Origin of the sequence: Pseudomonas sp. NPDC087336 (genome assembly GCF_044744285.1) — a bacterium.
Lineage (GTDB): Bacteria > Pseudomonadota > Gammaproteobacteria > Pseudomonadales > Pseudomonadaceae > Aquipseudomonas.
The window spans coordinates 263,900-286,431 of sequence record NZ_JBIUYA010000002.1 but is presented as its reverse complement, the minus strand read 5'-3'; the positions used below and the strand labels follow the sequence as shown (position 1 = coordinate 286,431).

General features: G+C 61.5%; 19 protein-coding genes. 4 read left to right on the top strand and 15 right to left on the bottom strand.

Features of this window, described 5'->3' with window-relative positions:
• Positions 1-15 precede the first annotated feature (15 nt).
• From ACIO0C_RS03720 to ACIO0C_RS03705, 4 genes are all read right to left on the bottom strand, one after another.
• Complete coding sequence (locus ACIO0C_RS03720) at positions 16-726, bottom strand: ATPase (RefSeq protein ID WP_401307960.1); 711 nt, start codon at positions 724-726, stop codon at positions 16-18.
• Between the two features lie 229 nt (positions 727-955).
• The gene (locus ACIO0C_RS03715) at positions 956-1,366 is read right to left on the bottom strand and encodes a cupin domain-containing protein (RefSeq protein ID WP_401307957.1); all 411 of its coding nucleotides are present in this window, start codon (positions 1,364-1,366) and stop codon (positions 956-958) included.
• 195 nt (positions 1,367-1,561) lie between these two features.
• Positions 1,562-1,855, bottom strand: coding sequence for an antibiotic biosynthesis monooxygenase family protein (locus ACIO0C_RS03710; RefSeq protein ID WP_401307954.1), 294 nt, complete (start codon positions 1,853-1,855; stop codon positions 1,562-1,564).
• A gap of 122 nt (positions 1,856-1,977) precedes the next feature.
• A complete protein-coding gene (locus tag ACIO0C_RS03705; RefSeq protein WP_401307952.1) occupies positions 1,978-3,411 on the bottom strand; it encodes a PLP-dependent aminotransferase family protein in 1,434 nt (477 codons plus the stop codon).
• 202 nt (positions 3,412-3,613) lie between these two features.
• On the opposite strand from ACIO0C_RS03705, the gene ACIO0C_RS03700 reads away from it, so the two are divergent.
• From ACIO0C_RS03700 to ACIO0C_RS03685, 4 genes are all read left to right on the top strand, one after another.
• Positions 3,614-4,054 (top strand): carboxymuconolactone decarboxylase family protein, encoded by a 441-nt coding sequence (locus ACIO0C_RS03700; RefSeq protein WP_401307951.1) that lies wholly within the window; start codon positions 3,614-3,616, stop codon positions 4,052-4,054.
• Positions 4,055-4,127: 73 nt separating this feature from the next.
• The gene (locus ACIO0C_RS03695) at positions 4,128-5,105 is read left to right on the top strand and encodes a LysR substrate-binding domain-containing protein (protein ID WP_401307948.1); all 978 of its coding nucleotides are present in this window, start codon (positions 4,128-4,130) and stop codon (positions 5,103-5,105) included.
• A gap of 176 nt (positions 5,106-5,281) precedes the next feature.
• Complete coding sequence (locus tag ACIO0C_RS03690) at positions 5,282-5,803, top strand: GNAT family N-acetyltransferase (protein ID WP_401307945.1); 522 nt, start codon at positions 5,282-5,284, stop codon at positions 5,801-5,803.
• 92 nt (positions 5,804-5,895) lie between these two features.
• Positions 5,896-6,390 (top strand): hypothetical protein, encoded by a 495-nt coding sequence (locus tag ACIO0C_RS03685; RefSeq protein WP_401307942.1) that lies wholly within the window; start codon positions 5,896-5,898, stop codon positions 6,388-6,390.
• Positions 6,391-6,522: 132 nt separating this feature from the next.
• Here the strand turns inward: ACIO0C_RS03685 and ccoN are convergent, their stop codons facing one another.
• The 11 genes from ccoN to ACIO0C_RS03630 form a co-directional block, all read right to left on the bottom strand.
• Positions 6,523-7,950 (bottom strand): cytochrome-c oxidase, cbb3-type subunit I, encoded by a 1,428-nt coding sequence (ccoN, locus tag ACIO0C_RS03680; protein WP_401307940.1) that lies wholly within the window; start codon positions 7,948-7,950, stop codon positions 6,523-6,525.
• Positions 7,951-8,271: 321 nt separating this feature from the next.
• The gene (locus tag ACIO0C_RS03675; protein ID WP_401307937.1) at positions 8,272-10,626 is read right to left on the bottom strand and encodes a multiheme c-type cytochrome; all 2,355 of its coding nucleotides are present in this window, start codon (positions 10,624-10,626) and stop codon (positions 8,272-8,274) included.
• A 152-nt stretch (positions 10,627-10,778) separates the two neighbouring features.
• Positions 10,779-13,292 carry a fused MFS/spermidine synthase gene (locus ACIO0C_RS03670; RefSeq protein ID WP_401307934.1) on the bottom strand — a complete coding sequence of 838 codons (2,514 nt, stop codon included), beginning with the start codon at positions 13,290-13,292 and terminating at the stop codon, positions 10,779-10,781.
• Positions 13,293-13,481: 189 nt separating this feature from the next.
• Entirely contained in the window at positions 13,482-15,062 is a 1,581-nt protein-coding gene (locus ACIO0C_RS03665; RefSeq protein ID WP_401307931.1) for an arylsulfatase, read from the bottom strand.
• A 72-nt stretch (positions 15,063-15,134) separates the two neighbouring features.
• The gene (locus ACIO0C_RS03660) at positions 15,135-16,163 is read right to left on the bottom strand and encodes an HAD family hydrolase (protein ID WP_401307928.1); all 1,029 of its coding nucleotides are present in this window, start codon (positions 16,161-16,163) and stop codon (positions 15,135-15,137) included.
• Positions 16,160-17,476, bottom strand: coding sequence for a hypothetical protein (locus tag ACIO0C_RS03655; protein ID WP_401307926.1), 1,317 nt, complete (start codon positions 17,474-17,476; stop codon positions 16,160-16,162). The genes ACIO0C_RS03660 and ACIO0C_RS03655 overlap by 4 nt, the downstream gene beginning before the upstream one ends.
• Positions 17,473-19,053, bottom strand: coding sequence for a VWA domain-containing protein (locus ACIO0C_RS03650; RefSeq protein ID WP_401307923.1), 1,581 nt, complete (start codon positions 19,051-19,053; stop codon positions 17,473-17,475). The genes ACIO0C_RS03655 and ACIO0C_RS03650 overlap by 4 nt, the downstream gene beginning before the upstream one ends.
• A gap of 1 nt (position 19,054) precedes the next feature.
• On the bottom strand, positions 19,055-20,047 hold the full coding sequence (locus ACIO0C_RS03645) for a vWA domain-containing protein (RefSeq protein WP_401307922.1): 993 nt from the start codon (positions 20,045-20,047) through the stop codon (positions 19,055-19,057).
• Positions 20,034-20,615 (bottom strand): DUF4381 domain-containing protein, encoded by a 582-nt coding sequence (locus ACIO0C_RS03640; protein WP_401307919.1) that lies wholly within the window; start codon positions 20,613-20,615, stop codon positions 20,034-20,036. The genes ACIO0C_RS03645 and ACIO0C_RS03640 overlap by 14 nt, the downstream gene beginning before the upstream one ends.
• On the bottom strand, positions 20,612-21,547 hold the full coding sequence (locus tag ACIO0C_RS03635; protein WP_401307916.1) for a DUF58 domain-containing protein: 936 nt from the start codon (positions 21,545-21,547) through the stop codon (positions 20,612-20,614). Before ACIO0C_RS03635 ends, ACIO0C_RS03640 begins: the two co-directional genes overlap by 4 nt.
• Positions 21,544-22,524 carry an AAA family ATPase gene (locus ACIO0C_RS03630; RefSeq protein WP_401307913.1) on the bottom strand — a complete coding sequence of 327 codons (981 nt, stop codon included), beginning with the start codon at positions 22,522-22,524 and terminating at the stop codon, positions 21,544-21,546. Before ACIO0C_RS03630 ends, ACIO0C_RS03635 begins: the two co-directional genes overlap by 4 nt.
• Positions 22,525-22,532: the final 8 nt, after the last annotated feature.

Here is a 22,532-nt window from a genome sequence, read left to right as displayed (position 1 = left end):
AAAGGGCCCTTTCAGTCAATACAATTTCTGAACCTTGTTATCATCAAGCATCGACACTTTATCTGTCGGCCTGGACAACAAATTATTGAGCGACTGGTCAAACTTCTGCAGTGCCCTTACTTGCACATTCTGTTGCTCGTTAATGTCGGCGACAATCTCTTCGCTGCGTTTAAAATCCGCCCACACCGGACTTAGTGCCTTCGCGTCATACCCTTTTGCAGTGCCAATGTAACTCAGGTTCTTGTCATAGAAGTCCACACTGACATTCGCTTCGACGTCCGAACTGCGCGAGGTGATCAATTGGCTGCGACTGTCGACGACGGCGACCACATCCGGTTTTGCCGCCTGCAGGCTCTGCATGTCCGGGTACACGGTGACCGAACCAAATTGCCGTTGCAGGGAGGCCTTGACCCAGTCCACCGCCAGATCCGGTTTTGACGTGGCCACATAGGCATCATGGATCGACTGCACCAGCAGGCTCTGGCCGAAACCGGTGCCGGCATTGGCCTGGTAGTCCTGCAGGTAGGCGCGGTTGGCCTGGGTATTGCGGCTGTAGACGATGCCAAGCGTTACATCGCTGCCGTTGGGGATGCGCGTTGCGCTGCTGCGGCTCACCGGTTGCGTGAAGATACCGTCCAGCGGTGTCACTGCTGAAGGCGCCGTGGGAATTGAGCATCCGGTTATTAGCACGGTCATGGTCAATGTACTGACAAACGCAAGTTTCATGGTGTTTCTCCAGTGAAACAACTTCGGTCGGAAAGTTACAGTTACCGCATGGGGGCGGCAGTGACTCCAGACTAAACCGTGCCCTGATTAATGAAATAGCCAATCCGTGAAGTTATCCAGTGACCCATAGTTTTGTTCGGTTTAAGTAAGGGCGGTTAATTGCCTGAAGATATAAAAGCGCCCGAATCAAGCGTTCGGGTATTTTTATTTATGGCTGCGGGTTTAACGATCAGTTTTGCAAGGGGGTCAACACGTTCTCGTCCGGCGACAACACCATGAATACCAACAGCTTCGCAGGTTTCGTTTTACTGGCATTTTTCGAGACCAGATGTTCCGAGCCGGCGGGTTCGTACCAATACTGGCCAGCCTTGTACGTGACCTCTTTTTCGCCCTTCACCTGGGAAGTGATCGATCCCGAAAGCACATAGGCCATGGCGGTGCCGTCATGTTTGTGGGCGATGGACGCCTGGCCAGGTTTGTAGTCGACCTCAATCATCAAAGCCTTTTTGCCTGGGGCGTTTTTCAGCATCTGGTCCTGCAACACCGTGACCTTTTCTGAAGGGTCACCGGCTTCATGGGCAAACGCCGAAGCGCAAACGGTCAAGGCAAAGGCAGCGAGAGAGCAGCGCAAAAGGTTCATGTTTCATCACCTGCAATGGTTGGTTGTCAGGGACCAATCTATTGCGCCAGGGGGGATGAACAAACAGCCAATTCTCGCGAAGGCCAGGGGACCAATGTGCGGCGCTGCAATGAAAAAGATCGCAGTCCCCGGAACGTTTGCAGAGGTACCCATACTCTGCAAACGCGGCCAAGGACTGCGATCTTTAACCGTGTCTTATCTGATCGGAAAGCTGTTGAAGTCGACGGCGTTGGCCAGCTGGCAATCGATCAGGTCGATGAAGCCTTGCACCTGGGGACTGTTGAAATGCGATTGCATCGCCGATTCCGATTGCCAGTGGGCGCTGACAGTCCAGCGATTACTGTCCTCAGGGCAGCGGTCGACCATATAGGATTCACAGCCCGGTAGTTCGCGCAGGGTGTCGACAATCTTTTGCAATTGCTTACCCAGCTCTTCCGAGCGGCCAGCGGCGGCCTGCACCTGTACGGTATTGATCACTTTGTAGGACATTGGCTCACTCCTGAATCAGGCCGGACGAATCCTGCTCATTGAGGGATAACGCCTATGCAGGATAGGCCTGCACCTGCGGACCACCAATAGCCAATCGCCGAATAAAATCGCAGACCAATCCGTCAGGCAACCTGCTGCAAAATGTCCCGGAAACGATCCAGGGCAATGTCGATGTCCAGGGTCTCGATGGCGCCAAAACCGAGGAAAAACCCCGCTTGGGGCGCTTGCTGGTAGAAAAAGCTGTCGATGGCATAGAGCCCGACTTCTACTTTTTTCGCCAGCTCGATCACCAGTGGCACGTCGATCGCTACCTTGCACAGCACCACCATGTGAAAACCCGCGGTGGTCGGCACCGCTTCAAGCCAGGGCGCGAGATCTCCAGCCATGCGCGCCAGGATCCGCTCGCGCCTGCCCGCGTAGACCGTATGGCAGCGACGAATGTGCTTGAGCAGACAGCCTTCGGCGATGAATTTAGCCAGCGCCCACTGGGGCAGGGTGGAGGTGTGCAGGTCGGTGAGTTGCTTGGCGCGCACCACCGCTTCGAGAATCGCCGGCGGCAGGATCGCGTACCCAAGGCGCAGCTCTGGCAAAAGGGTTTTCGAGAAGGTCCCGACATAGGCGACGATTCCGCGCTCATCCATGCTTTGCAGCGAGTCCGTGGGGCGGCCTTCATAGCGGAACTCGCTGTCGTAGTCGTCCTCGATGATGATCGCCCCCAGCTCATGGGCGCGTGCCAGCAGCGCAGCACGGCGCTCCTGGCTCATGGGCATGCCCAGCGGGAACTGGTGCGAGGGGGTGACGTAGATCAGCCGCGTTCCGAGGGGAATTTTCTCCACGACAATGCCTTCGGCGTCCACTGGTACGCCAATCACCGTGGCGCCGTGGGTGCCGAACAACAGGCGCGCCGGCGGATAACCGGGGTCCTCCATGGCCACGACACTGCCCGCTCGTATCAGTACCCGGGAAATCAGATCCAGCGCCTGTTGCGCGCCATTGCACACCACCACGTCCTCATCCTGGCAATTGACCCCGCGAGAAAAGGCAATGTGCTGCGCGATGGCATTGCGCAGCGCCGGCAGGCCTTCGGGCAGGCTGTAGAAACCCTTGGACCCGGCGATCTGGCGCAAGGCGTGGGACGTGCAACGCCGCCAGTCGTCCTGGGGAAACTGGCCCTTGCTGGTGGCGCCACCAATGAAGTCGTAGCGCAGCGAGCCTTCCAGCGTCGGATGCCGCAGAAACACCGGCAGGTTGCGCCAGGATTCGATCACCTCGAACCCGGCGAGCTCCGAATGGCTCTGCTTGCGCTCGACTTTCGAGACGCGGGCGTTGACGTAGGTGCCTTTGCCGATCACCCCGGTGAGGAAGTTTTCATAGGTCAGCTGGGCATAGGTATCGGAGATGGTCTTGCGGGAAATGCCCAGTTGCTCGGCCAGCAGGCGACTGGGAGGCAGTTGCGTCCCGGCGGCCAGGCGGCCCGATTCGATAGCGCTGCGCAGTTGCGTATACAACTGGCCCGCCAGGTCCTTGCGTCCGTTAATGACAACGTGTAGTTCCATACCGGCAAGGCTCCATGGCAATTGAGGCGCGTGTGCATCGTCAGATTAACCTCAACTGGCGTTTATGCAGTAGTTGCGTGGCGCAAAAACCGCCAATTGGTCTGGGCCAGGTGGTCCACGAATAATTCGCGAAATTGGATATGTAACGCCGCGTTAACAACGACTACCTTGGCGGCACATGATCGCCTTATGAGGTCGCGCCATGACCCCCCGCCTGGATTACTACAGCGCCTCGCCCAAGGCGATGAAAGCGATGATAGCGATGGAAGCCCTGACCAGCAGCCTGAGCATCGAGCCGGCGCTGCTGCACCTGATCAAGATCCGCGCTTCGCAGCTCAATGGCTGTGCGTTCTGCACCGACATGCACTCGGTGGACGCCCGGCGCCTGGGCGAGACCGACCGCCGCTTGTACTCCATCGTGGTCTGGCGCGACAGCAACTTCTTCAACCCGCGCGAGCGCGCCGCCCTGGCCTGGACCGAGGCAGTGACACTGCTTTCGCAGGACCACGTGCCGGACGCTGTCTACGAGCAAGCCCGAGAGCAGTTCAGCGAAGGTGAACTGGTGGACCTGACCATCGCGGTCACCACCATCAACAGCTGGAATCGACTGGCCGTGAGTTTTCGCCAGGCGCCCAGCGCCTGAGCAGCTGTCATACGTCGTTCATGCAGATTGCGCAGGATGGAACTCCCAGTGGAAGATCGACAGGGAGTCATCGATGTCATTCATGGAAACCCGGGGCGTTCAGCCTGTAGCGCATTATCGCGCAGCCCTCGATAAAACCACGTCCTGGCGCACCCGCGCGGCGCAGATCGATCCGCTGCAGGCGCAGTGCTTGAGCGTGATCGCCCGTTGCGGCTGCTTCATGCAGGCAGCCCGCCGCCTCAACATCAAGGCAACCCGGCTGCGCAAGCAATTGGCGCAGCTGGAAAAGCAGTTGCAGTGTTCGCTGTTCAGCCCTTCGCAGAACGGGCTGGTGCTCAGTCGTGACGGCTTGCAACTGCACAAGCAGCTGACCGCGCTGGCGCATGAACGCGACCTGCCGGTGATCGAGCAACCCATTGTGCGCCTGGCGGTCGCCGAGACGATCCTGCACGACATCCTCGGTCGTGATCTGGTGGCGTTGCTGCGACGCAATGCCAGCGCGCGCCTGGACATCATTACCCTCGACAGCGAATTGTCCCTGCAGGCGGTCAGTGCCGATGTCGTGGTGTGGCTGGCGGGGACCGACTCGCCGCTGCCGGGCCCGAGTTTCGCCGTCAGCAAGCCGCAATGCCTGGCGCGACTCGACTACGTTCCGCACATCGCCAAGCGCTATTCACGGGTCGCCGCGCGGCCCGACAGCCTCGATGACCTGGCCGATTTCATGCTGGTGCAATGGCAGCATGATCGGCAGATCGACAGTTTTAGCCCCTGGAACGACCTGGCCGATCAGCGCCCGGCCGGGATCGTGCAGTCGCATTCGTATCCTCTGATGCTGGAGATGATCCGTTGCAGCGCCTGCATCGGCCTGCTGCCCGGCTACATGAGCCACTTCGACCGCGGCTTGATCGGTTTACCGGGGTTGTTCCAACCGCCGATGCAGCGCGAGGTGTGGCTGGCGGTGAATGCCGAGTCCGAGAGGGAGGCGCAGGTGCAGATGATCGTCGAGTTGATCCAGAACACTTTCAGCGAACGTCGGGACTGGTTCCTGTAGGAGCGAGCATGCTCCGGGTGGCGTTCCGACGATGGACGCCAACGATAACGGGGGAAGCCTGAAACCCCGCGGCGTTCTCAGGTTTTTCGCGAGCAGGCTCGCTCCTACAGGGTGTCTTTCCATGAAGGATGCGTTGTAGAGTGGGCGGCCATGTCTGTATCAAGGATGAATCACCCATGCACGCCACCGACGCTGTCATCACCCTCGAACGCCTCAACGAATCTCACGTTGCAGGCATCACCGCGCTTTACCACGAACCGGTCGTCGCCCGTCAGACGCTGCAGATGCCGTTTCCATCCTCCGAGACCTGGCGCAAACGCGTGGAAACGGACAATGAGCGGATCGTGCAACTGGTGGCCCTGCACCAAGGGACGGTCATCGGCAGCATCACACTGGAGCAGTTTCCACGCATCCGCCGCAGCCACGCAGGCAACTTCGGCATGGGCGTTGCGTCCCAATGGCAGGGCAAGGGCGTGGGTTCGAAACTGTTGGCTGCGGTGCTGGATATCGCCGACAACTGGATGAACCTGCGGCGGGTTGAACTGAGCGTGTATGCCGACAACGAAGCGGCCATCGGCCTGTACCGCAAGTTCGGCTTCGAGACAGAAGGACTGTTTCGCGACTATGCGGTGCGCGATGGCGCCTACGTCGATACCTTGAGCATGGCGCGATTGCGCCGCATGCCCAATAGCGATTGATCCATACCGCTCGCGCTTTTAGTCGTACGCGGGCGGCGCGCATCTGCCATGCTCAATATCCGCAACACCGCTTCAATCAAAGGAACACCGCAATGGACGACGTACGGCAACTGGGCGAGATGCTTCGTCATTACGCAGAAAGCGAAGCGCACAAAAAACAGCTGTTCGAGACGCAATCGGCCGAGTGGGCCCGGCGCATCGGTGAGCTATTCGACCAAATCCAGCAGTGGCTGGAGCCGGTTCTGGCGCCGAATCTGCTGGAGGTGAGCCGCGAAGCGTATGTCGCGTCCGGGCCAAGTGTTCCGGTGGAGGCGTCCACCTTCAAGACTGAGAAGTTGAGCATTTTGATCGCCGGCAAACCGGTGGAGTTCGTGCCGGATGTGATGGGGGCCGGTGGGCAGATTTCCCTGGCGGTGATGGGCTTTACCTCGGCGCGCTATGGCAGTGTTTCGCTGGTGTGCATGCCGCCGTCCAATGGTTGGCAATGGCGCAAGACCAATGGCCTTAAAGACCCGGATACTTTTGTCTTCGAGGCGGATTTTCTGGCGCAGCAGTTGCAGAGTCTGATTCCACGAGAACGTGGCTGATCTGAGACCGCCTTCGCTGGCAAGCCAGCTCCTACAAGGGTACCTCCCCCAACTGCGGCGCGACCGCATGTATGCGCTTGCCGGTAGCGGCTTCCACCCGTCGTGCGACCTCAGGGTCATCGGCAAACGGCATCAGGCTATCTGCGCCTCACTTTCCGCCATCGCCACGTCGGACACCCGCACCGTGCGCCACACGTTGTAAGCCATCACCAGCATGCCAGTGAGGAACAGCACGCCACCGGCAAAACGCACCACGAACCCCGGATGGCTGGCCTGCAAGGCTTCGACGAAGGAGTAGGTCAGCGTGCCGTCATCGTTGATCGCGCGCCACATCAGGCCCTGGGTGATGCCGTTGACCCACATCGAGGCGATGTACAGCACGGTGCCGATGGTTGCCAGCCAGAAGTGCAGGTTCATCAGGCCGATGCTGTGCATCTGCGCGCGACCGAAGACTTTCGGCACCATGTGGTACGTCGCGCCGAAGGTGATCATCGCCACCCAGCCGAGTGCACCGGCGTGCACGTGGCCGATGGTCCAGTCGGTGTAGTGGGAGAGGGCGTTGACCGTCTTGATCGCCATCATCGGCCCTTCAAAGGTCGACATGCCGTAGAAGGCCAGGGACAGCACCAGAAAGCGCAGGATCGGGTCGGTGCGCAATTTATGCCAGGCGCCCGAGAGGGTCATCATGCCGTTGATCATCCCGCCCCAGCTCGGCGCCAACAGGATCAGCGACATGGCCATGCCCAGCGACTGCGCCCAGTCCGGCAAGGCGGTGTAGTGCAAGTGGTGGGGGCCGGCCCAGATGTACAGGGTGATCAGCGCCCAGAAGTGCACGATCGACAAACGATAGGAGTACACCGGCCGGCCCGCTTGTTTGGGCACGAAGTAATACATCATTCCGAGGAAGCCGGTGGTCAGGAAAAAACCCACGGCGTTGTGCCCGTACCACCACTGCACCATGGCATCGGTAGCCCCGGAATACACCGGATAGGACTTGAACCAGTCCACCGGAATCGCCAGGTGATTGACCACGTGCAGCATCGCAATCACCACGATGAATGCGCCGAAGAACCAGTTGCCGACATAGATGTGCCGGGTCTTGCGCTGCACCACGGTGGTGAAGAACACGACGGCGTAGGCGACCCAGACCAGGGTCATCCATACCGCCCCGGAGAACTCGATCTCGGCGTATTCTTTGGTGGTGGTGTAGCCCAGCGGCAAAGTAACGAGCATCACCACGATGACCGATTGCCAGCCCCAGAACGTGAAGGCGGCGAGTTTGTCCGAGAACAGCCGCACCTGGCAGGTACGTTGTACGGCGTAGTAGCTGGCGGCGAACTGCGCGCTGCCGGCGAATCCGAAAATCACCAGGCTGGTGTGCAGCGGGCGCAAGCGCCCGAACGTGGTCCACGGCAGGTCCAGGTTCAGCTGCGGCCACACCAGCTGCGAGGCGATCCACACGCCCATCGCCATCCCCACGACGCCCCAGATCACGGTCGCCACGATGAATTGGCGCACGACCTTGTAGTTATAGGCCTGTCCGGTAGTTGTTGTGCTCATGATCAATGCTTCCACGGTTGCAATGGCGTGCACTGTAGAAACCGTGGTGAAAACAAAACAGGCTCAGGAAAAACTGATTTATGCGGAGCAGATTTAATACGGCTCCAGCCCTGCTGCATTTCTTCTGATACGGTTTTTTCAAAGCCAGCGGGCAAGCTGATCTTGCCGCTGGCACGCTGGCTGGAAAATCCACGGGAACACGCCGTGTGGCCGCGGCCGTTGTTTCGGAGGCGATGACTCAAGTCATCATTGGCAGGGCTGACGCTTTCGCTGTAGGAGCGAGGCTTGCCCGCGAAGGGGCCATTGGGCAAGCCCCCCCGATCATTTCAACGCCGGATCCCCCATGTTCATTTTCTTCCAGCCCTGCAACAGCACCTGGGCCTTGGGTTCCTGGCCGCTGTCCAGGTAGTACTGGATCAGCGACAACCGCGCATTGCGGTTGGCTGGCTGCACTTTCAACAGCCTTTCCAGCTCCTCGCACGCGGCATCGACCTTGCCGCTGTCATGCAGGGCCACGGCCAGCACATAGCCGTATTGCGGGCTCTGCGGTTCCAGTAGCGCGGCTTTGCGCAGGAAGGGCATGGCCTGTGCGGATTGGCCGGCACGTACCAGCGACAAGCCCTGGGTGTGTTGCAGCAGTGCGGCGTCGGGGTGTTCCTTCAGGCTTTGCGTCAGCAGCACTTGGGCTTCCTGGCCGCGACCGTTGGCTTCCAGCCATTGCACCAAGGTCACCAGCGCCGGGTAGAAGTCCGGGTCGCGCTGGAGCGAGGTGCGCAACAAGCCTTCGACTTCGCCGCTGCGGCCGCTGGCCTGGTAGAGCATGGCCAGGTTGAGGTTGGCTTCGGCGCGTTCGGCCAGGCTCTTTTGCACGGTCTCGTACTCGGCGATGGCCGCGTTCCAGTTGTCCTGGGCCGTGCCCAGGCCATTGCGCGCCACGCTGAGCAAGTCCCGGGCCGCGGCAATGCGTACCGCCTTGACCGGATCGCTCAGCAACGGCGTCAACAGCGGCGCACGTTCCGCAGGCGGCAGGAACGCGCTGATCGCCCGCACAGCGCTTTCACGCACTTGCGGTGCCGGGTTGCTCAAGTCCCGGGTGGCCAGTTTCAGCGCCTGCTCGCTGGGGTACAGCGGCAACTCGCCAAGCAGGGTCGCCCGTTGAATCGCCGGCAGGTTGCTGCGCTGCAGTTGCTCGTACAGGGCTTGCGCGGCGCCAGGCTGGCCGTTGCGGATCAGCCACAGACTTTCGTCGTAGCGCGGGGCTTGGGCGGCGGTGGAAGTGTTCCAGCGCTTGAACTGCTCGGTAACCTTGTCGCCGGCCTTGCCCTGGTGACAGGTCAGGCAGGCGTCCGGTGTACCGAGCTTTTGCGCCCGCTCGGGGTTGGGAATGCTGAAACTGTGGTCATGCCGAAAGTCATTGCCCATATAGAACTTGCCGGGCATATGGCAATCGATGCACTGCGAACCCGGCTGGCCCATGGTGTGGCGGGTGTGTTCGATGGAATCGTAGTTTTTCGCTTGCAGGCCCTTGCCGTCGACGCCTTCGACGGAGGTCTTGCCAGCGGTGTTGTGGCATTGCAGGCATACGCCATTGCCCGGCGCCTTGAGTTCGCTGCTGTGGGGGTTATGGCAATTGCTGCAGCGCACGCCCTTGTCGAACATTTTGCTCTGGGCGAACGAGCCGTGTTCGAACACCTCATCCTTGATCTTGCCGTCCAAGGCGTATAGCTCGCGGGTCAGGGCACTTGGCAGGTAGTCGTCCATCAGGCGCTTGCCAACGGTGAAACCGTCGCCCAGTGGCGCACGACGCGAGTGACAGCGGGCGCAGGTTTCGATCTCGACGGTGGCGTTTTTATCCTTGAGGTCGACGGCAAAACCCGAGTGGGTCAGATCGCCTTTTTTCGCCGTCCATTGCAGATGATTGGAGGCCGGGCCGTGGCAGGCCTGGCAGCCGACGCCGAGGTTGTTCCACTGACTGTCGAAGGTGTTTTTCGCAGCATCGAAGTTGCGCTTGTACCCGGTGGTATGGCACTCGACGCACATGAAATTGGCGTTCTGGCTCGGCTTGCTCCAGTGCAGCGGGTCCTTGAAGGTCACACCCTGGCCTGGATAGAGATGAAACCAGCGCTGCTTCTGGGTATCCCAGGCAATGCCGAGGGCTTGCAAGCGACCGTCGCCGACCTCGATCAGGTATTGCTGCAGCGGTGCGATGCCGAAGGTGTAGGCGACCTTGAAGTCGGCGTTCTTGCCGTCGATGCCAGGGGTGTTGACCCAGAAACCGTCGTCCTTGCGCGAGAATCGGGTGGTTTCGTTTTCGGCCTTGAAGGTGACGTTGTTGAAGTCGCCGAGCAGGGTCTGGGCGTTGGCTTCCTGCATCGCCAATTGGTGATGGGAACCTTGCCAGTCCTTGACCTGTGCGCTGTGGCAGGCCTGGCATTGCTGTTCGTCGACCATGGTCGCCGGCGCCATGGCGACAGGTTGCGGTTTTGCGGGTTGCGCGACAGGTGTATTGACCGGCGCATAGGTCACGGGAGCCGGTTGGCTGCGCAGCAGGAACCAGCCGATGCCCGCGACCGCCAGCAACAAGGCGCCGATAGTGACGGGGAACAGGTATCGATGGATCAGGGTCGATTGCGAATCAGGGTTTGGCTCTACAGCTTTATTTTTATGTTTCGGCATTACGACTTCCGTAGTCCAGGTGCGTTTGCCGTCAGGCGCGCGTTCATGCTCGATGCAGCTTTGCCGGATGGCCGGCGTCTGTCAAATGATGGTTGCGGTAAAGCTGATGGCCCTTTCGACTTGCTCGCGAAGGCGGCTGGACAGGCGACGCATCACTCCCCGACAAACCACCGATAATACGGATTCCCCCCATCCCCGCGCATCACCTCACGCACATCCCTGGCCCAGGCATCCCGGTCACCCTCATAGGCGTGCAGGCTCGCCCGGTAGAACTGCATCAGGCGCTGCCGGTGGTTGTTCATTCGCTCGGTAAACCCCTGATCGGCGTTCAGCAGCACCGGCGGTTGGTGCAAGTCCAGCAGGGCCGGCAGCACGCGGCTGATCTCCTTGGCCCGCACCCACGGCGCGTATTCGATTCGCGGCTGGTCATCCGTTACGGCAGGTGCATCAGCGGCGAAGCGTTCCAGGCCGCCGCGATCGGTGACCCAGGTTGCGAGCAGGGCGGCGGCCGAGCCGATCCCGACGTCCTGCAAGGTGCTGCGTACGCTGTCCTGCTGGAAACGTTGAGTGATTTTTGCAGCATCCAGTTCGATCGGTTCCAGCGAACCCACCAGCAGCATCTCGTGGAACTCGCTGGTCCACAGCGTGGCGTAGGGGAAGACATCGAGGAAGCTACGCACCAGCGAACGCGAGTCGTCGATGTTCTGTGTTGGCAGCGGCAGCCATTGCGCGACCAGGCCCTGCTTGTGCAAGCGGCTGGCGGCCAACTGGTAGAAATCCCGGGAATACAGATTGACCACACCGGCAGCGGAGGGCGGTGGGGGTTCGAGGGTGATCAGGTCGTAGCGCTGCGGATTGCGCAACAGTTCCTGGCGACCGTCGCGCAGGCGCACGTCGACACCCGGGTCGGTGGCGGCATTGAAGTTACCCTTGAACAACGGCGCGGCCTTCACTACCGACGGCAACAGTTCAGCGACAACGCGCTGCTCCAGGCCCGGATAGCGCGTCAGGGCGCCGGCGGTGATGCCCGTGCCGAAACCGATCACCAGTGCCGAGCGGGGTTCGCCGTTGTGGATCAACAGTGGCAGCAGCGCCTGGATCCGCATGTAGCGCAGCGAGGGCATGGCGTCGCCGGTGTTGGAAACACCCTGGATATACAAGCGCTGGAACGCCCTCTGGCCCTTGCCCTGAGTGACCACGGCGACGGTACCGCCACGTCCTTCCTCGTAGAACGCCAAGGTGCCGTTGCGCGCGCCGGGCAGCAGGCTGGCCAGTTTGTCCACCGGGGTCAGCAGCGCCAGCGCCACCGAGACCAGGCCGAGGGCGATCACCCCCTGACGCCGTCCCTTCTTGACGCCGTGGCCCTTGCGCACGGCAAAGTAGCCAATCCCCGCCGCAATGATCGCCAGCAGCCCCAGGGTTCGAACCAGCCCCAGCAGCGGGATCAGCACAAAGCCGCAGAGCATCACCCCGACGATACCGCCGAGGGTATTGAACGCCACCACCTCACCGACATTGCGCCCTACATGCTCGCGCCCGACGCTCAGGCGCAGGGCCACGGGAAACGCGGCGCCGAGCAGCACCGTCGGCACGAACACGATACTCAGCGCCGCCACGGCGAAGCGTGTACTCATGCCGAGCAATTCACTGGCGCCCAATGACAGCACCCAGGCTTCGGCCGCGCTTTGTGCAAGCACCAGCCAACGCCCAAGCAGGGCGACTTCCAACAATGCGATTAAACCGGCACCGGCGATCAGCAGGCCGAACACACCCCAGGGATCGCGCAGGCGATCAACCCGACGGGCGAGCAGGGCACTGCCGAGGAACAGGCCGGTGAGGTACGTCGCCAACACCACGGCAAAGGCATAGGTGCGGGTACTCATGAACTGCACGATGGACTGCGACCAGACCACTTCGTAGCCCAGGGCCACGCCGCCGGCGATCGAATACAGCCACAGGGCCAGGCGATCCGGCGTTTTGTCGGCGTGGTGTTTGACCGGGGTTTCAACGGCCAGGACACGCTGGCGCTGAAACCACAGGGCACCGGCGGCGGCCAGCAGATTGAGCATCGCGGCGGCCAGGGCACTGCCGCGCACGCCGAGGGTGGCAATCAATACGAACGCCGCGAGCAGAGTGCCGGCAATGGCGCCCGCAGTGTTGGCCGCGTAGAGGTGACCACCGGCCTTGCCCAGTTGCTGCGGATCGGCGGCCAGGGCGCGCACCAGCACCGGCAGCGTGCCGCCCATCAGCAATGCCGGAATGCCCACCAGCGCAAACGGCAACACCCAGGCCAGCAGGCCCACCTGCTGCTCCAACCAGGCAAACGGACCGGCCGCCAGGCTCATGGCGAAGGTCGCGCCGACACCCAGCACCGCCACCAGCACTTCCAGCCCGGCGTACAACAGAACCGGTTGCTGCAAGCGGTCCGCCCAGCGGCCGAACAACAGGCCGCCCAGGGCCAGGCCGGCAAAAAATGCGCTGATCCCGGTGGTTATGGCATACACCTCGACGCCCACCACCAGCGACAGCTGCTTGATCCACAGCACCTGATACACCAGCGCCGCGGCACCGGAGACGAACAGCAACAGGGCGGGGATCAACAGCGCCGGGGAGGCGACGTGGGGGGCAGGGATGGCCGACGACTTGCTGGCGACACGTGAGGACATAGGTTCGTTGCCTTGAAAAGAATTCGAATTCACACGTAGATCGTTCCCACGCGCCGCAAAGGAATGCAGCCCGGGACGCTCTGCGTCCCTTTCGAGAGCTGGAACGCGGAGCGTCCCTTGAGGCATTCCTTTGCGGCGCGTGGGAACGATCGCCGCTCGCCGATGAGGGCGAGCGGTGGTCAAGCAGTGTTACTGAGCCGCTTTCATTTTTTCCGCGATTTTCGCATCTACCGCAGCACGGATCTGGTCAATGCTGAAGCTGGCCGGTTTCTGGCTAGGTGGATAATCGATGAATGTTTGCAGGAACGCCGCCGACTTCATGACTGCAATTTCAGTCAGGTAAACGTTCTTGGTAGTCCAATCGTAGTATTGGTCGGAAACCACGTCGGCCCTTTCATACGGGTCCATCCGCAGGTTGAAGATTTTCGGTACGCGCAGGCATACGAACGGTTCGCTCCAGACTTTAAAACCGCCAGGTGCACGCTGCTCGCAGAATACCGCTTTCCAGTTATCAAAGCGCATCGACACCAGCACGCCGTCGTCGTTGAAGTAGTAGAACTCCTTGCGCTCGCTTTTAGGCTGTTGACCGGTCAGGTAAGGCAGCTGGTTGTAACCGTCCAGGTGCACCTTGAAGTTGGTACCGCCCGAAGTCGGTGCCCAGCCTTTGAGGAGTTTGTCCTTGACGCCGGTGTCGCCAGCAGCGGCGAGCAGGGTGGGGAACCAGTCCATGCCCGAGAACAACTCGTTGGACACTTCACCGGCCTTGATCTTGCCTGGCCAGCGAATCATCGCCGGAACGCGATAGGCGCCTTCCCAGTTGGAGTTCTTCTCGTTGCGGAACGGCGTAGTCGCCGCGTCCGGCCAGGAGAACTGGTTCGGGCCGTTGTCGGTGGTGTAGACGACGATGGTGTTGTCGGTGATTTTCAGGTCATCGAGGGTTTTCAGCAGTTTACCGACGTCGCCGTCGTGCTCGAGCATGCCATCGGCATAGTCGTTGCCGGGCATGCCGCTCTGGCCCTTCATCGACTCACGCACGTGGGTGAACAAGTGCATGCGGGTGGTGTTCATCCAGACGAAGAACGGCTTGTCCGCCTTGGCCTGTTTCTCGATGAACGCTTGCGCCGCCGCCGTGGTTTCGTCGTCGATGGTTTCCATGCGCTTGACGGTCAGTGCGCCGGTGTCTTCGATCTTGCCGTCGGCATAGCTGTGGATCACGCCACGAGGTGACATGGCCTTGACGAACTCGGGGTCATCCTTGGGCCAGTACGGGCGCTCAGGTTCTTCTTCGGCGTTGAGGTGGTACAGGTTGCCGAAGAACTCGTCGAAACCATGGTTGGTCGGCAGGTATTCATCCTTGTCACCCAAGTGATTCTTGCCGAACTGACCGGTCGCATAGCCCTGGGATTTCAGCGCTTGGGCAATGGTGATGTCGCGCTTTTGCAGGCCGACCGGTGCACCCGGTACGCCGACTTTGGACAAACCGGTGCGCAGCGGCGTCTGGCCGGTAATGAACGAAGACCGTCCGGCGGTGCAGCTGTTCTCCGCGTAATAGTCGGTGAACATCATGCCTTCCTTGGCAATGCGGTCGATGTTGGGCGTCTTATAGCCGACCACGCCCATGGAATAGGCGCTGATGTTGGTCTGGCCGATGTCGTCGCCGAAGATCACGAGAATATTGGGTTTATCGGCGGCCCCAGCGGTTGCCGAGATCGCCATCACCGATGTCGCCACCAGGGCCAACTTCGGTAACCATTTGCGTATGCGAGTCATCTGACCTGCTCCTTTTCACTTACGTCGCTCGGTGCGACAAACGTTCATTGCGGTCCTGCGTCACGATTTTTTTTATTGCACTTGCTCAGAGGTGGCGGCATCGAACGGATAGATCCGGCGCCACTCGGCGGCCATGTCCACAACGGTCCAGCCACGGGTTTTTGCTTCGTCCAGGGCCTTGTCCAGACGGCCGATCTGCGACTGGCGGTCATAAGCCCATTCACGCTTGGCGTCGGTGTGATGCACCAACCCCATGAAACGTTTGCCGGTCCCGGCCGCAGTCCACTGCAGCATTTGCAGGTCGCCGTCGGAGTTGCCGAACGCCAGAATCGGTCGGCGCCCGATCACGGCATCAATGCTCACCGGCTTGCCCGGCCCGTCATCGTTGTGGGCCAGTTTTGGCGTGCGCAGGATCGACGCCTTGCCATCCTTGTATTCAAAGGTGGTGACGAATGTGGTGCCGATCACCTGCTCGGGCGGGATGCCGTAGACCTTTTCGGCGAAGGCGCGCATGAAGCCGGTGTCGCCACCGGAGACGATGTAAGTCTTGAAGTCCTGGCGGCGCAGGTAGTCGAGCATTTCCAGCATCGGCTGGAAGATCATTTCGGTGTACGGCTTGCCGGTTTTCGGGTGGCGGGCCTGGCTCAACCAGGTCTTGGCGTAATCGTCGAAGGCTTCGGTGGTCATGCCGGTGTGGGTTGCACCGAAGATTTTCATCATGCCGTCAAGGCCGCTGGCGGCCAGGGCCTGGTGATCGTTTTCGAGCACGGCCTGGAACGGCTGGGTGGTTTTCCATTCCGGGTGCTGCGACGCGGTGCGCTTGACCTCTTCCAGGGCGAACAGCAGCTCGAAATACATCGGCTGTTCGCTCCACAAGGTGCCGTCGTTATCGAACACGGCGATACGGTCTTCGGGTTTGACGAAGTCCTTGCTGCTCTGATCGGTCACGGCCTGGACGAATTCGATGATGTTCTTTTTCGACGGACCGTCATTCCACGACGGCAGTGGTTCAGCGGCCTGCACCAGCAATGGCAGGCTCAGGGCCAGTGCCAACAGCAGCTTTAAGCCGTGGAACTGGCGGTGCGCTATCGGGTTCGTCATGGGAAATCCTTCTCGTGAACGGGGTTGAGTGGTCGCAGTGCGCTAGCGACTGATTCTTGCTTGTGTTCGGCCTGACTATGCAGCGTAGTCAAGGATTGCCTGAGTTGAAGCAGGGCCTGATCTTTGGTCGGCTGCCGGCCGTAGCACGCGCGCAGGAACGCTTGCAGACGCGGGCCGAAAGCGGTCAGTTTCAAGCCCTTGCGACGGCGCCGGGTCCACAGGTACAGGGCGCTCAGCTGCGCGGGTTGGCCCTCAAGCTGTGGCGGGATCTGGCGCCAGGCATACTCGGACGATTCCAGCCACGCCGCCTCGCGGGCACGGCGGCGCGCTTGCCAGGCGAGGTGTGCGCGATGGGCATACGGTCGGGCAAACCAGGCGAGCAGCGCCACGCCCAACAGCAGCGCCAGCAGGCCAAAGGTGAATCCCGAGAGGTGCAGGCGCTGGGATTGACCGAGTTTTTTCAGGTCTTCGGTGATCGAGAACACCGGTTTGTAGGCACTGTTGGCAACGGCGTCGAAGCTAGCCGCGGGGACCTGGGCAGTGCGGGTCTGCTGGCTACCGGTGTCCCACCATTTCAGTTCGATGGCCGGCAGGGTGTGCTGGCCTTGCGTGTCGATGCGATAGGTCACGCTGTCGATGCGCTGGCCACCGATGAAGTTGCCGCGGCCGTCGTCCAGATTGCTGACTTGCGGGTTTTTCGGGTAACGGCTCAGGCCACTGACATCCCCCAGCGCCGGCGTCGGCAACGACATGGCCAGGGCGCCGTCGGCTTGCAGGGTCAATTGGCGGGTGAGGCTGTCGCCGACTTTCAACGCAGTGGCCGGCTTGATGATGTCCTGGGTGAAACGCAACTCCTGGGCGACCAATACCGGCTCGCCGGGCTTGAACCCCGGCGGTTGTGTCGCCGTGAAGTGCAGCGCTTGGCTTTGCGCGCTGAGCTCGAGGGTGGCCTGCCCCGGGGTTGCCCGTACCGTCAGCGGCGCAATATCGAAAGCCTGGGCCACGTTGGGCGTGATCAGGTAGCTGTAGCGCATGCCGTTGAAGGATTTGCCGTCGAGCGTCTGGTTCAGGTGTTCGGCATGGCCATCCGACGGCAGCACCAGGGCACCGGGCAATTTCAGGTCGGGCAGGGTGGGGGCGCTGGTGAACCAGGTGTCGGTCAGCACATCCAGGCGTAATTCGATGAGGCTGCCGACCATGGCGGTGTCGGCGGGTTGCAGGCTGGCCTGGACGCGCAGTTCGGGTTCGACGGCGAGGGTGGTGGTGCTGATCAGGCTCAGTAACAAGGCGATGAGGTTTAACGGCCAGGTCATGGTTTAGCCCCCACTTGATCCTGCAAACTGAACTTGTGCTTCAGGAACTTGGCCGGCGATGTCGTCAGGTTCTGCAACCACTGTGCATCTGAAGCCGCCTGTTCGGTTTGCAGCGCTTTGCTCTGGCCCTTGCCCGGTGCCTTGTCCATCTTGATTTCGTCCGGCTTGACCTCGGGGGCGTTTTGTTCGGCGCTTTCGGTGTCTTTGTGCAAGGCGATGGCCAACGCCAGGTTGGCCGTGGCCTCAGGGAATTGCGGCTGCAACTTCAGCGCTTGGGTGTAGGCCGCGATGGCTTCGTCGAACTTGAAGCGGCGCACGTAAATGTTGCCCAGGTAGAAATACGCCTGGGGCGTTTGCAACCGCGCGAAGCTGGCCAGGGCCAGATCGAAATCGGCGGCGTTGTAGGCGGCGATGCCTTTCCAGTACGGGTCGACAAAGTGCGCGGCGGCCTGCGGGAAGTGTTCATGGTCGAAGGCCCAGCGACCTTGCTGGTCCGGGGTGAAAAAGGCATCGGTCAGCGCATTGGCTTGCGCCGGGGCCGGCTGCGCAATAAGGCCGACAGCCAGCAAAAAACCGGCCATCCAGTTCAGGCTCCAGCCCTTGCGCACGCTGAAAAACGCGATCAACAACAGCGGCCAGCACAGCCAGTAGCCGGCGTCCTTCCAGTGCAACTCGTGCTGTTCGTCACTGGCACTCTGGAAATGCTGTTGGGCGTGCAGTTCGACCCAATCCAGGTCGTCGTCATTGAGCGTCAGGCTGCCCAGCGGTGCATCCATGGCTGACGCGAGTTGCTTGAGTGCGGCCTGATCGAAGCTACCCAGTGTCGGGCGACCATTGCTGTCGGTGCGTGGCTGGCCATTGGCGTCGCGGATCATCCCGCCGTCCTCGCTGCCGACCGCGAGGATCAGGACCTGCAGCGCGCTGTCGGCCAGTTGTGGATCCAACCCCGCCAGGGCCGAGGTGTCGGCGCCGTCGGTAAGCAACAACAGGGTGCCCGGGGTTTTTTCCGCTGCCAGCAGGCGCTTGGCCTGATCGATCACCGCCCCGACATTTTTCCCCGGTTTGCCGATCAGTTCGGTGCCCAGGGCCTGAATGAAGCTGTCGAGCAGGGCCGGGTCGTCAGTCGGGGGTAATACCAGATGTGCGCTGCCAGCGTAGGCGATCAGCGCATTGCGCGCGCTGGCGCGACGCTGGATCAGGTCATGCAGCTTGTGCTTGGCCGCTTCCAGTCGACTCGGTTGCACGTCGCTGGCGTCCATCGACGGCGACAGATCAATGGCGATGATCAGCGGCGCCCGGTTTTCCAGGAAATCCGGGCGATCCTGTTCCCAGGTCGGCCCGGCGGCGGCAACCGCACCCAGCATCAACAGCGCGCAAGCCAGATGCACCGGGCGTAGCCATTGCTGGTCCCGGGGGGTCATCAGCAAGTGCGGCAGCAAGTGCCCGGCGATGTTGCTGCGCAAACGCCGTTGCAAGTCGCGGCTGCGGCGCCACAGCAGTGGCAACAGGGCAGCAAAAGGCAGCAGCAACAGCCAGAGTGGGCGCAGGAAGTGGAAGTCGCTGAGGTTGATCTCCATCTCAAGCCTCCTGCCGCTGACGAGCGATGGACAAACGTGGCAGTAGCATTGCGCACGCGTGGTAGAGCGCAAGCAGGGCGATCGCGGCGCCGAGCGGCCACCAGAACAGGTCTCGTTTGGGTTGGTGGCTGAGGGTTTTCACTTGATGCGCAGTGAGTTTGTCGAGGGTGCTGTAGACCTGGTCCAGCGCGTTTGTGTCTTCGGCGCGAAAGAACTTTCCGCCTGTCGCCGTGGCGATCTGCTGCAAGCCCTGCAAGTTGACCTTGGCCTCACCCGAGGCGTCAGGGTCGCCAATGCCGATGGTATGAATCACCACGCCTTTGGCCGCGGCCATTTGCGCCGCGTGGTCCGGGGTGATCGCACTGCTGGTGTCGTTGCCGTCGGTGAGCAGGATCACGACTTTTTCCTGCTCATGGGCCTGGTCAAGCAGTTTCAGGCTCAAGCCAATAGCATCGCCGATCGCCGTGTTCGGGCCGGCCATGCCGATGCCGGTGTCGTCCAGCAACAGCGAAAGGCTGGCGTGATCAAGGGTCAAGGGCGCCTGGGGGTACGCGCCACTGCCGAACACGATCAGGCCGAGGCGATCCTCCTTGCGCTTGTCGATAAAGCCATGCACGACTTCCTTTACCGCTGCCAGGCGATTGATCTTCTCGCCGTTGGCGTCGGTGAAGTCGGTGGTTTCCATGGACTGGGAAATGTCGATGGCCAGCATCAGGTCGCGCACCGGTTGCTGGCGCTCGATGGGTTTTTCCACGTACACCGGCCGGGCCGCCGCCAGCAGCAACAGAGCCCAAACCAACAAGTTAAGCAGCAATTGCCAAGGGTTGGTGCGCGTGCCGGCTTGGCTCGGCGTCTGGCCGACCGCGCGGCTCATGGCACTGAAAAACGGCACGCGCACGGCGCTGCGCGCTTCACGGTAATCAGGCAGGTAGCGATAACCCAACCATGGCAAGGGCAGCAGAAGCAGCAGCCAGGGGTAATCAAGCTGCCACATGATGACGCTCCACCCAGCGTTTGCAGGTGGCGAACAATTGCTGGCGTTGCTCGTTCGGCATGGCGCGCAGCACTGCATCAGGGGCGTAGGCGAGTTGCGACAGTTGTTGGCTGAAGTTGGCAGGCAGGGGGTGCTTACTGTGCCGCTGCAAAAAGGCTTGCCAATCCGCATTCCCAAGGGCTGCAGGACCTTGTAGGAGCGAGCTTGCTCGCGAAGACGTCGGATCATTCGACATCAATGTTGAATGTAAGGCCCCCTTCGCGAGCAAGCTCGCTCCTACAGGAATTGTGTAGGGCATGGAGATTGCAGTGCGTTTGAGCAACTCCGGTAACTCACGCAACGCATTCAGGTCATCACTGCGCTTTTGCAACTGCGCCAATCGCTGCAACGCCTCACGCCGATAAAGGTCCCGCCGCCATTGCCGGTAACGCCGCAGACCCAGCAGCACAACCGCCACCACAACCACCGCGAGCAACATCCACCAACCCCAGGTCTGCGGCGCGTAGCTGACCGGTACTGGCAGTGCGATTTCCTTGAGTTGCTCGATGCTCGGGACATTCGGGTTCATCGGCGCGCTCCTGCGTGCTTGCCCAGCTCGGCCCGCAGTTGTTCGTGCGCCTGGGTGGCGGTGCTGAACATCATCAACGGCACCTGGCTGCGGCGCAGCAGGGTGGCCACGTCCTTGAGCCGGCCACTCAGAAAATCGCCCAAGGGCTGGTGCACCTGACGTCGTTCCACCGCCAGTTCAACCTGCAGCTGGCCTTGGGTGATCAACAGTCGGCCATTTTTCGGCAGGTTCAGCGCCAAGGGATCGTAGACTTGCATGGCGATCACATCGTTGTGCGCCGCCAGTTGCCGCATCAGCTGCAAGGTGCGCTCGCCGGCACCGGCAAAGTCACTGACGATGCAGATCAAATGATCATGGCCGGCCAGCGCCAGGCACTGCTGCAAGACCTTGTCGAGCTGATCTTCGCCTTCGGCGTCCGGGTTGGCCGCATTCAGTTTCTGATTCTGCTGGGCGATACGGCTGCACAGCGCTTCGATCCGCTTGCGGCTGCGCAGGGGGGCGATGCTGTCGACGCGCTGATCGTTGAACACCAGCCCGCCGACCCGATCTCCCGCGTTGAACACCATCCACGCCGCCAAAGCGCCGAGTTCGGCGGCGATGGCGGATTTGAAGCTGCGTTGCGAGCCGAAAAACATGCTCATGCGCTGGTCGACCAGGATCAGCGCCGGGCGGTCGCGCTCCTCAGTGAAGGTACGCACCACCGGCTTGCCGGTGCGCAGCGATGCGCGCCAGTCGAGATGGCGTAAATCGTCCCCCGGCTGATAGCGGCGCAATTCATCGAAGTTCAAGCCACGGCCACGCAGGCGCGAGGCATGGTTACCGGCGAGGATGCTGCCTTGCGGCTGGCGCGCGAGAAAACTCAGGTCACGCGCCTTGAACTCCAGCGCCATCAATTGCGCCAGAGAGACGTAGACCCGCCCGTCGATGTTCATGCCGGGATCGCCACCTTGTCGAGCAAACGGTCAAGCACCTGATCGGCCGTCACGCCGTCCGCCACCGCGTCGTAGCTCAGTTGCAGGCGATGACGCAGTACCGGGTGCACCACGGCGCGCACGTTATCCGGCGAGACGAAGTCCTGGGCCTGCAACCATGCATCGGCGCGGGCGCAACGATCCAGGCCGATCCCGCCGCGGGGGCTCGCACCGATAGCGATCCAGCGACCGAGGTCGGCGTCGTAGTCGGCGGGGTGACGCGTGGCGTTGATCAGGTCGATCAGGTAGCGGTCGATGGCCGGGGACACGTGCACGGCACTGACTTCCCGGCGTGCGGCGAAGATCACGTCCTGGGACAGGGCAAAACCTTGCACCGCCGCGGTCCTGGCGCCGAGGGCCTGTTCTTCCTCGCGCAACAGGCGCAGCACCTGGCTCTCGTTTTCGGCGCTCGGATAATCGAGCAGCACCTTCATCAGGAAGCGGTCCATCTGCGCTTCCGGCAGCGGGTAGGTGCCTTCCTGTTCGATCGGGTTCTGCGTCGCCACCACGATGAACAGTTCCGGCAGCGCATGGCTGTTGCCGGCCACGGTGATCTGCCGTTCTTCCATGGCTTCGAGCAGCGCGGCCTGGACCTTGGCCGGGGCGCGGTTGATTTCGTCGGCCAGGATCAGGTTGCCGAACAGTGGCCCAGGCTGGAAGCGGATCTCGTTCTGGCCCTCGACCTGGTGCAGCACCTCGGCGCCGGTGATGTCCGAGGGCAGGAGGTCGGGGGTGAACTGGATACGGCTCATCTTCGCGTCCAAGTGCTTGGCCAGCGCCTTGACGGTGCGGGTCTTGGCCAACCCCGGCAAGCTTTCCAGCAGCAAATGCCCGTTGGCCAGCAGGCCGACGAGAATCTGCCGGATCACCTGATCCTGGCCCAGTACGGCTTCGGCGATGCTGGCTTGCAGGGCGTTGAGGTCAGTGAGTGCGCTCATGCATGCTC

What these genes read in the sequence shown, in the direction of transcription:
- ACIO0C_RS03670 (WP_401307934.1), bottom strand. Translation starts at nt 13,292, where the DNA reads ATGTCCTCACGTGTCGCCAGCAAGTCGTCGGCCATCCCTGCCCCCCAC.
- ACIO0C_RS03640 (WP_401307919.1), bottom strand. Translation starts at nt 20,615, where the DNA reads ATGAACCCGAATGTCCCGAGCATCGAGCAACTCAAGGAAATCGCACTG.
- ACIO0C_RS03630 (WP_401307913.1), bottom strand. Translation starts at nt 22,524, where the DNA reads ATGAGCGCACTCACTGACCTCAACGCCCTGCAAGCCAGCATCGCCGAA.
- ACIO0C_RS03710 (WP_401307954.1), bottom strand. Translation starts at nt 1,855, where the DNA reads ATGTCCTACAAAGTGATCAATACCGTACAGGTGCAGGCCGCCGCTGGC.
- ACIO0C_RS03660 (WP_401307928.1), bottom strand. Translation starts at nt 16,163, where the DNA reads ATGACGAACCCGATAGCGCACCGCCAGTTCCACGGCTTAAAGCTGCTG.
- ACIO0C_RS03695 (WP_401307948.1), top strand. Translation starts at nt 4,128, where the DNA reads ATGTCATTCATGGAAACCCGGGGCGTTCAGCCTGTAGCGCATTATCGC.
- ACIO0C_RS03675 (WP_401307937.1), bottom strand. Translation starts at nt 10,626, where the DNA reads ATGCCGAAACATAAAAATAAAGCTGTAGAGCCAAACCCTGATTCGCAA.
- ACIO0C_RS03720 (WP_401307960.1), bottom strand. Translation starts at nt 726, where the DNA reads ATGAAACTTGCGTTTGTCAGTACATTGACCATGACCGTGCTAATAACC.
- ccoN (WP_401307940.1), bottom strand. Translation starts at nt 7,950, where the DNA reads ATGAGCACAACAACTACCGGACAGGCCTATAACTACAAGGTCGTGCGC.
- ACIO0C_RS03635 (WP_401307916.1), bottom strand. Translation starts at nt 21,547, where the DNA reads ATGAACATCGACGGGCGGGTCTACGTCTCTCTGGCGCAATTGATGGCG.
- ACIO0C_RS03715 (WP_401307957.1), bottom strand. Translation starts at nt 1,366, where the DNA reads ATGAACCTTTTGCGCTGCTCTCTCGCTGCCTTTGCCTTGACCGTTTGC.
- ACIO0C_RS03645 (WP_401307922.1), bottom strand. Translation starts at nt 20,047, where the DNA reads ATGTGGCAGCTTGATTACCCCTGGCTGCTGCTTCTGCTGCCCTTGCCA.
- ACIO0C_RS03685 (WP_401307942.1), top strand. Translation starts at nt 5,896, where the DNA reads ATGGACGACGTACGGCAACTGGGCGAGATGCTTCGTCATTACGCAGAA.
- ACIO0C_RS03650 (WP_401307923.1), bottom strand. Translation starts at nt 19,053, where the DNA reads ATGGAGATCAACCTCAGCGACTTCCACTTCCTGCGCCCACTCTGGCTG.
- ACIO0C_RS03655 (WP_401307926.1), bottom strand. Translation starts at nt 17,476, where the DNA reads ATGACCTGGCCGTTAAACCTCATCGCCTTGTTACTGAGCCTGATCAGC.
- ACIO0C_RS03665 (WP_401307931.1), bottom strand. Translation starts at nt 15,062, where the DNA reads ATGACTCGCATACGCAAATGGTTACCGAAGTTGGCCCTGGTGGCGACA.
- ACIO0C_RS03700 (WP_401307951.1), top strand. Translation starts at nt 3,614, where the DNA reads ATGACCCCCCGCCTGGATTACTACAGCGCCTCGCCCAAGGCGATGAAA.
- ACIO0C_RS03705 (WP_401307952.1), bottom strand. Translation starts at nt 3,411, where the DNA reads ATGGAACTACACGTTGTCATTAACGGACGCAAGGACCTGGCGGGCCAG.
- ACIO0C_RS03690 (WP_401307945.1), top strand. Translation starts at nt 5,282, where the DNA reads ATGCACGCCACCGACGCTGTCATCACCCTCGAACGCCTCAACGAATCT.